Genomic DNA, 7,722 nt, shown 5'->3' with positions numbered 1-7,722 from the left:
TGGATGGTCCGTTACCGCAACACCGAGCTGACCGACCATCTGCGCATCCGCGTCGCCACCGGCGAGGCGAACCACGCTGCTCGCGCGGCCATCCTCGGCGCGTGGGCCGCCGAGGTGGCCGCGATCGGCGTCGCCGGCCAGGTGGCCTTTGACACCTACTTCCCGGAAGCCGGCCGTTACGGCGCCGACACGGCTCTTGAGGCCGCCGAAGCCGTGTTCTGCGCCGACACCACCGCCGCGATCACCGCGCTGCGTCAACCACCGGCCGGGCTGCATCCCGACACCGTCACGGCGTTGTCGATGCTCGACATCGCCGACGCGTTCCTCGGCGGCATGCGCCCCGCCGCCGACTACCTGACCACACGCGTCCTCGCCAAGCCGCAGACCATCGATCATCGCGTCGTCGGCGAAACCACCCGGCTGGGCCGTCACAGCGTCCCCAGGGATCTGCCGCACCTGCCTGGCGACCTCGCCAACGCCTGGGCAGCCCGCGCCAAGGCCCTGACCACCTACCGCGCGGCGTTACCCAGCCAGATGAACCCCGCGACGGTCGCCGGCTCCCTACTGCACCTGTCCTACAACCGCCTCCGTGGCATCAACCGCGACCACGAGGCCGCCTGCCTTCGACTGGCACGCAGCGTCGCTCTCGCCTGGCACACCACCCAGCAGGCGGCACCCTCATGAGCACGGCTCCTCTCTACCAGGATGGAGATCGCTGGCGCCGCCGCGACGTATGGCGGTCAGCCCGGCTCATGTCCGGTAGGAACGCGGCAGGCCGTCCCGAGACGGCGACCTCGGGCCGGGAACACCCCGCTGTCTACGCTCCTGCCTCCGAACACCATCCCTTGTGACCGCAGCAGTCGACCTGATCCCACTCCGACAAGGACACGCCCATGACGACCGCGACATCCGGCACCGCCGCCGAACTCCACGCCGACATGGTCAAGAAGATCACCAGCAGTCGGCCCAGCCTCGACAGCCCTGTCGTCGAGGCGCTGCACGCGGTGCCCCGGCACCTGTTCCTGCCGGACGCCACGCTCGACGAGGCGTACAACCCCTACAAGGCGGTCATCACCAAGACGGCGCCCGACGGCACGCACCTGTTCTGCGCCTCGGTCGCGACCCTCGTCGCCGGGATGCTGGACGAGCTGCACGTCCGCCCCGGCGAGCGGATCTTCGAGGTCGGTGCCGGCACGGGCTACAACGCCGCGCTGCTCGCCGAACTCACCGGCCCCGACGGGCTGGTCGTCACCGCCGACATCGACGAGGATGTCACCGGACAGGCATCGATCGCCCTGGCTGCGGCGGGCTACAGCGGCGTGCGGGTCCTGACCCGCGACGGCGCGCTCGGCGACGACACCACCGCACCCTTCGACAAGATTGAAGTCACCGTCGGTGCGTGTGACATCCCCGATGCCTGGTTCACCCAACTCGTCCCCGGCGGACGGGTAGTCCTGCCGCTGCGCTGGCGGGGCCAGACCCGCGGCGTCGCCTTCGTCAAGGGCGACGACAGTGTACTCCGCTCGGAGTCGGTGTTCCTCTGCGGCTTCGTCCCCATGATCGGCCAAGGCATCGAACGCGTCGCCACGCTCCATACCGACCCCCTCGTCCAGATCCACTACGACATCGACCAGGACATCGATCCGGCCCAGCTGACCGGCATCCTGAACACCCCGCGGACCAGCGCCTGGTCCAGAATCACCGTTGGCCCGCAGGACCCCATCGACGGGATCTGGCTACGCGCCACCGCGACCGATCCCGCCGTCTGCCGCATCAACGCCAGCGCCGGCGCGGTCAGCGCCGACCTTTGCACGCCCTTCATCCCGAACCTGAGCCCCACGCTGATCGCCGGCTCCTCACTGGCCTACCTCATCAAGCGCCGGTCGGACGGCCCCGACCCGGTCTACGAACTCGGCGCCCACGGACACGGACCCGACGGCCACGCCCTCGCCGAGCGGCTGTGCGGACACATCCACACCTGGAACACCGACCGCAAAGCCCGCCCGTCCCTGACCGCGATGCCTCTGACCGCTCAGGCCAGCATTCCCAACCACGCGATCGTCAAGAAAGACTGCGCGATCATCGTCACCTACTGAACCACCTGCCCGCGTCGGCGAGACGGCACCTGCCAGCGGCGTCTCTTGGACACCACTGGCTTGCTGTCCCTCGCCGAACCGACCGGATCGTCCGGAGGTGCCTCATACTCCTGAGCAGCGACCTGCGAACGCGTGCCTCCTCCGTCGCGGCCCGTCTCGCCGACGCGCTGACCGCACCACCCCCACCCCATGCCGGTAACGATCAGGCGTCGACCAGAGAGCCCTGGCGCGGCCAGTCGCTGGCCGCCGGCGCCGCGGGCGTCGCTGTGCTCCACGGCCTACGCGCCCGCGATGGCGTCGGTAGCTGGGCCACCGTCGACGCCTGGCTCAAAGCCGCCACACGCGAGAAGCTGAGCGTCGGGGCGCGAGCCGGCCTGTGGTTCGGCGCCCCGGCCCTCGCGTTCACGCTCGCCACGGCAGCTCCACCCGGCCGCTACCGATCCGCCCGCCAGCACCTGGACAGCGCCGTCACGGAGATGACCGACCTGCGCCTCGCCGCAGCCAACCGGCGTATCGATGCCGGCCAGCGACCGGAACGCGCCGAATACGATCTCGTCCGCGGCTTGACGGGACTCGGCGCTCACCTCCTCACCTCCCGCCCAGACGCAGATCAGCTTCGCCGGGTCCTGGCGTACCTCGTCCGCCTCGCCGAACCCCTGCCTGCCATTGGCACAGGTGGCCTGACACTGCCGGGCTGGTGGAGCGGCGACCTTCCCGTCGGAGCGCCGGCTGACGCGTTCGCGGACGGCCACGCCGACCTCGGGATGGCCCACGGCGTCGCAGGTCCTCTCGCGCTACTCGCTCTCGCCCACCGCCAGGCCATCGTCGTGCCCGGCCACCTCGACGCCCTGCACCAAATCTGCGACTGGCTCGACGCCTGGCGCCAGGAGAGCTCAACCGGCCCCTGATGGCCCGAGAAGATCACCCTCCGCGAGCTGAGCGCCGGCCGCCCCGCCCAAACCGGCCCAGGCCGCGTTTCCTGGTGCTACGGCGCCCCCGGCCTTGCCCGCGCCCAGCAACTCGCCGCCCTCGCGCTGGCCGACACATCGCGCCAGAAACGCGCCGAGTCCACGCTCGCCGCCTGCCTCGACGACCCCGTCCAACTCGCCAGACTCGTCGACCCGGCACTCTGCCACGGCTGGGCCGGCCTGATCGCCACCGTCCACCACGCCGCCGCCGACGCCCGCTACCACCCACTCGGCAGCCACCTCCCAGCCCTAACCGATCAACTCCTCGACAGCCTCGACCCGGCAGAGCCCGCCAGCAGCCGATCACCCGGCCTCATCGAGGGCGCCGCCGGGATCGCTGCCGTCCTGCATGGCCTCGCCACCGACAGCACAGCTACCTGGGAAACCGTGCTTCTCCTCGGCCGAACTTAGGGTCAGCCGCGAAGACGAAGCGTGCTCGACGCGGACGTTTGCCACCCACGACATCCAGGGCGACCGCCGGACGAAGCGTCATCCCGTACCGCTCGACCTGTGACATAACGATTACTGCCAGAGTGGTCTGCGCAGCGGGCAATCGGAGGATCGGCCATCCGGCTCCGGAGAGGATATGGGGCATCGTCATGAGTAGGGCGAGCCAGCGGGCGGAGCAGGACGAGCTGCGAGCGCGGATGCGCGCGGTCGGCATGTCCCACGACGAGATCGCGATCGAGTTCGCCCGCCGCTACAAACTGCGCCCCCGCGCCGCTCACCGCGTCGCGCACGGCTGGACCCAGATGCAGGCCGCGGCCCACATCAACGCCCACGCCGCCCACACCGGCCTCGATCCCCACGGCGCGGCTCCCATGACCGCCCCGAAGCTGTCGGAACTGGAGAACTGGCCGCTACCGAACAACCGCCGCCGGCCCACACCCCAGCTCCTCGCCCTGCTCGCCGAGGTCTACGACACCAGCATCCACAATCTGATCGACCTCGACGACCGCGAACACCTCACCCCCATCGACACCCTTCTGATCACCACCACACGCCGAAGTCGCGCGGGGAGTGGAGCGATCCCGGATACTCCTCCGGACGTCATCGGGCCGTCATCGCGGCGTACCCGGCCGTCGCCGGCACCCGCCCACCGCCGTCCCGGCCCGGCACGCCGCCCAGACTCAGCGGACCACCCGTCGACCCGGATCCGGCTCGATCCCGCGACGAATCCCAAGCGGCGAGCGGCCTGTCCGCCACCCCGATGATCGGGCTTCTCGTCACCTGCGCGTCGCGATACGGGTCGCCACGCGGGCCCTGACCGTCCGTGATCCGGCGATCTGGCGCAACCGCCCTTCCAAGTCCGGGTACTGAATCCTTCCTCCGTGAAGTCACCGACGATCAGTGGCAGTCGGCGGTGGGCCGGGTAGCCCGCAGGGATGAGGTACGCCATCGGCGACGGGTTGACCCGGCGGAACAGGGGCCGGCGCCACGGTGCCTCGTCGACGCGGTGAACTGTCACGACCTACAACTCCTATCCGGGCACGGTCGCGAACCGGTCGACCTCGCCGTGCTCGGCGCAGTGCGGCGGCAGCCCCGCGACGGTCCTGACGAACAGCACCAGGCCGACGCTGTCCGGGGCGGCCACGGACGCCGACGGCGCGCCGCTGTGCCTCGACTTCGAGGTGTGGAACCAGGACAGCACCACAAAGATCACCGACGGTTCGGTGTCGAACGTCTCCCCGAACGCCACCGGCTCCTGGACGGTGCCCGCCGGGGTACTCGCCAACGGCACCACCTACCAGTGGCGGGTGCGCGCCTACGACGGCACCGACTACTCGCAGAACTGGTCGTCGTGGATCCCGTTCACCGTCGACACGACCGTCCCGGCGGCGCCGACCGCGCTGAGCTCGGCGGCGTGGCCGTCAGGCGGCTGGGCCTCGGCCACCTCCGGCACGTTCACCTGGACCTCCCCCGGCGGGGACACCCAATCGTTCCTCTACGGCCTCGACCAGCCCTCGCCCGCCACCGAGACCACCGGGACGACCACCCCGTCGCTGAACGCCACCGACGGACTGCACACGTTCTACCTGCGGACCAAGGACAAGGCCGGCAACCTCTCGCTGGTTGTCTCCTACAGCTTCGGAGTCGGCACCGGCGCGTTGGCGAGCCCGGCGGAGAACGCCCGCGTCCATCGCTTCGTCGTCCTGGAGGGACAGGCGCCGTCCTCCCAGGTGTCGGTGACCTACCGATACCGGCTGGGAACGAACACGTCGACGGCGTGGACGGACGTGCCGGTCGCGGACGTGACCACCGAGGGCACGACCACGAGCCCGACATGGCCCGCGCCGCGCAACGCCTCCGGCGCGTTCGACCGGCAGAACTGGAACGTCGGCTTCACCCTGCAGGGCGGCACCGACGGGCCGATCCAGCTCCAGGCCTGTTTCCGTACCTCGGGTGGCACCGTCACCTGCACCGGGGCCCGGACGATCCAGTACGCGCGTAACGCGTTCGGGGACTCCAACGCCACCAGCGACGTCGGCCCCGGAAAACTGGCCTCGCTGACCGGTGACTACTCCCTGTCGGCCACCGACGTCACCATGCCGACCTACACCGGCAGCCTGACCGTCGGCCGGTCCCTGACGACGTTGACCCCGCCCGCGGCGACCAGCGACCCTGCCGGCATCTTCGGCCCGGGTTGGACCTCGGATCTGCAGGGACCAGACACCGGTTCGGCGGCCAAGACGCTGACGGACAACACCGGCACCACAAATACCGTGACACTGACGTCGAGTGAGGGCGCCGCCTCGGCGTACTCCCGTACCGGGACCGGCGGTTATCCCTACGCCTACACCGGCATCGCGGACACCGCCACCGACGGCTCCAAGCTCGTCAAGGATTCGGCGACCCAGTTCACCCTCACCGAGGTCGACGGCACCAAGACGGTATGGGTGTCGAAGACCGTCGGCTCGGCGACGATCTGGGTGGTCGACCGGGTCGTCCAGCCCGGGTCCGCGACCACCTCGACGTACACCACGGACGGCGCCGGCCGGGTCACCCGCATCCTCGCGCCCGTCCCGGCCGGGGTGGACTGCTCGGGCACGCTCGGCGCCGGCTGCCGGGCACTGACCCTCGCCTACGCCACCTCGACCACGGCGACCGGCTCCGGCACCGACCCGGCCACCTGGGGCAATTACACCGGGCAGGTCTCCACCGTCTCGATGTCCCTCAACGGAGGCACCGCGACCGTCGTCGCCCAGTACAAGTACGACTCCACCGGGCACCTGCGGTTCGAGTACGACCCGCGGCTGGACAACACCGACGGCTCGCACCTCGGATCGGTCTACCAGTACAACGCTCAGGGCCGCCTCCAGAGCTACACCCCCGCGGGCCAGGACGCCTGGTCGTTCACCTACGACAGCTACGGTCGGCTGATCACCGTGGCACGGCCCCGGCCCGCTGGCGCGGGTACCGCCACCCGTACCGTCGTCTACAACGTCGCCCTCAGCGGAACGGGCGCGCCGGTCGACATGTCCCCGAGCGCCGTCGCCGCCTGGGGGGCAGCAGGACCTGCCGGCCTGGGCCACGGCGGTGTTCCCCGCGAGCAGGGTCCCGTCAAACCCGCCGGTCGCCGCCGACTGGCCCTACGTCGACCTGACCTACCTCAACGCCGACGGCCGGCAGGTGAACGCCGCCTCCTACGGCAACGGCGCCTGGCAGGTCACAACCAACGAACATGACGTCAAGGGCAACGTGATCCGTGAACTGACCGCGGAGAACCGTAACCAGGCCCTCACCCCGACCGCCGACACCGATCCGACCGCCGCGGCGCTCACCGACTCCGCGGCCCGCGCCCAACTGCTGGACACCGACACCGTCTACTCCGCCGACGGCGTGTCCGTCGTCGACACGTTCGGGCCGACGCATCGCATCGTTGACGACGCCGGCGCCCAGTACTCCGCCCGCGAGCACGTCCACACCGACTACGACGAGAACGCCCCGTCCGCACCCGACCCGTACCGGCTGCCCACCACCGTCACCACCACCATCCGCCAGGCCGGCGGGGCCGACGTCGACCCCCGCAAGACGATCAACGGCTATGAGGCGAAGACCGGCGCGGATGCCGCGACATCCGGCTGGACGCTACGCAAGCCGACGACCGTGACCACCTGGATGGGCGGCGGTTCCACCCCCGACATCGTCCGCACCACCTACTACAACACCGCCGGGAACCCGGTCGAGGTCCGCCAGCCGAAGGCGAACAGCGCCGGCACCGACGCCTTCACCACCGTCATCTCCTACTTCACCGCGACCGGCTCCGGCGGCTGCGTCAACGCCTCTTGGACGGGCCTGACCTGCTCGACTGGCCCGGCCGCGCAGCCCTCCTCGGGCAACCCGCTGCCGGTGACCACCTACACCTACAACAACCTCAACCAGCCGTTGACCAAGGTCGACACCGTCACCTCCGGATCGACGAGCACCCGGACCACCACCTACACCTACGACGCGGCCGGCCGGAAGACATCCGAGGCGTTCGCGGCCAGCCCGGCCACGGACGGCGGCACCGCGCTTCCCACCGCGACCTTCGGCTACAGCACCACCACCGGCCTGCCGACCACCACGACCGCGAACAGCACCACGCTGACCACCGGCTACGACACCTGGGGTCAGGTCACCGGATCTGTCGCTGATCTTGTGATTCTTCTGGCCCG

The 7,722-nt window shown here is 70.3% G+C and carries 4 protein-coding genes and 3 pseudogenes; 6 read left to right on the top strand and 1 reads right to left on the bottom strand.

The window, feature by feature from the left end; translation table 11 throughout:
* From ACY45C_RS12635 to ACY45C_RS12620, 4 genes and pseudogenes are all read left to right on the top strand, one after another.
* Positions 1 to 684, top strand: a 684-nt coding sequence (locus ACY45C_RS12635; protein ID WP_462187814.1) for a thiopeptide-type bacteriocin biosynthesis protein, incomplete at its 5' end; no start/stop codon positions are given.
* Positions 685 to 893: 209 nt separating this feature from the next.
* Positions 894 to 2,096: a methyltransferase, FxLD system gene (fxlM, locus tag ACY45C_RS12630; protein ID WP_462187813.1), complete on the top strand. Its 1,203-nt coding sequence runs from the start codon at positions 894 to 896 to the stop codon at positions 2,094 to 2,096.
* A 104-nt stretch (positions 2,097 to 2,200) separates the two neighbouring features.
* A pseudogene (locus ACY45C_RS12625) lies at positions 2,201 to 3,475 on the top strand (lanthionine synthetase C family protein).
* Positions 3,476 to 3,663: 188 nt separating this feature from the next.
* Positions 3,664 to 4,107: pseudogene (locus ACY45C_RS12620) on the top strand (hypothetical protein); the annotation flags it as partial.
* A 437-nt stretch (positions 4,108 to 4,544) separates the two neighbouring features.
* Here the strand turns inward: ACY45C_RS12620 and ACY45C_RS12615 are convergent.
* The gene (locus ACY45C_RS12615) at positions 4,545 to 4,799 is read right to left on the bottom strand and encodes a hypothetical protein (RefSeq protein ID WP_462187812.1); all 255 of its coding nucleotides are present in this window, start codon (positions 4,797 to 4,799) and stop codon (positions 4,545 to 4,547) included.
* On the opposite strand from ACY45C_RS12615, the gene ACY45C_RS12610 reads away from it, so the two are divergent.
* Positions 4,777 to 6,750 (top strand): RHS repeat domain-containing protein, encoded by a 1,974-nt coding sequence (locus tag ACY45C_RS12610; protein ID WP_462187811.1) that lies wholly within the window; start codon positions 4,777 to 4,779, stop codon positions 6,748 to 6,750. The genes ACY45C_RS12615 and ACY45C_RS12610 overlap by 23 nt on opposite strands.
* Positions 6,695 to 7,722, top strand: a pseudogene (locus ACY45C_RS12605) (sugar-binding protein); the annotation flags it as partial. The gene ACY45C_RS12610 and the pseudogene ACY45C_RS12605, both read left to right, overlap by 56 nt.

The sequence above is a fragment of the Frankia sp. CcWB2 genome, assembly GCF_977927585.1.
The sequence above is the reverse complement of the archived record's forward strand: the minus strand, read 5'-3'. Positions and strand labels throughout refer to the sequence as shown.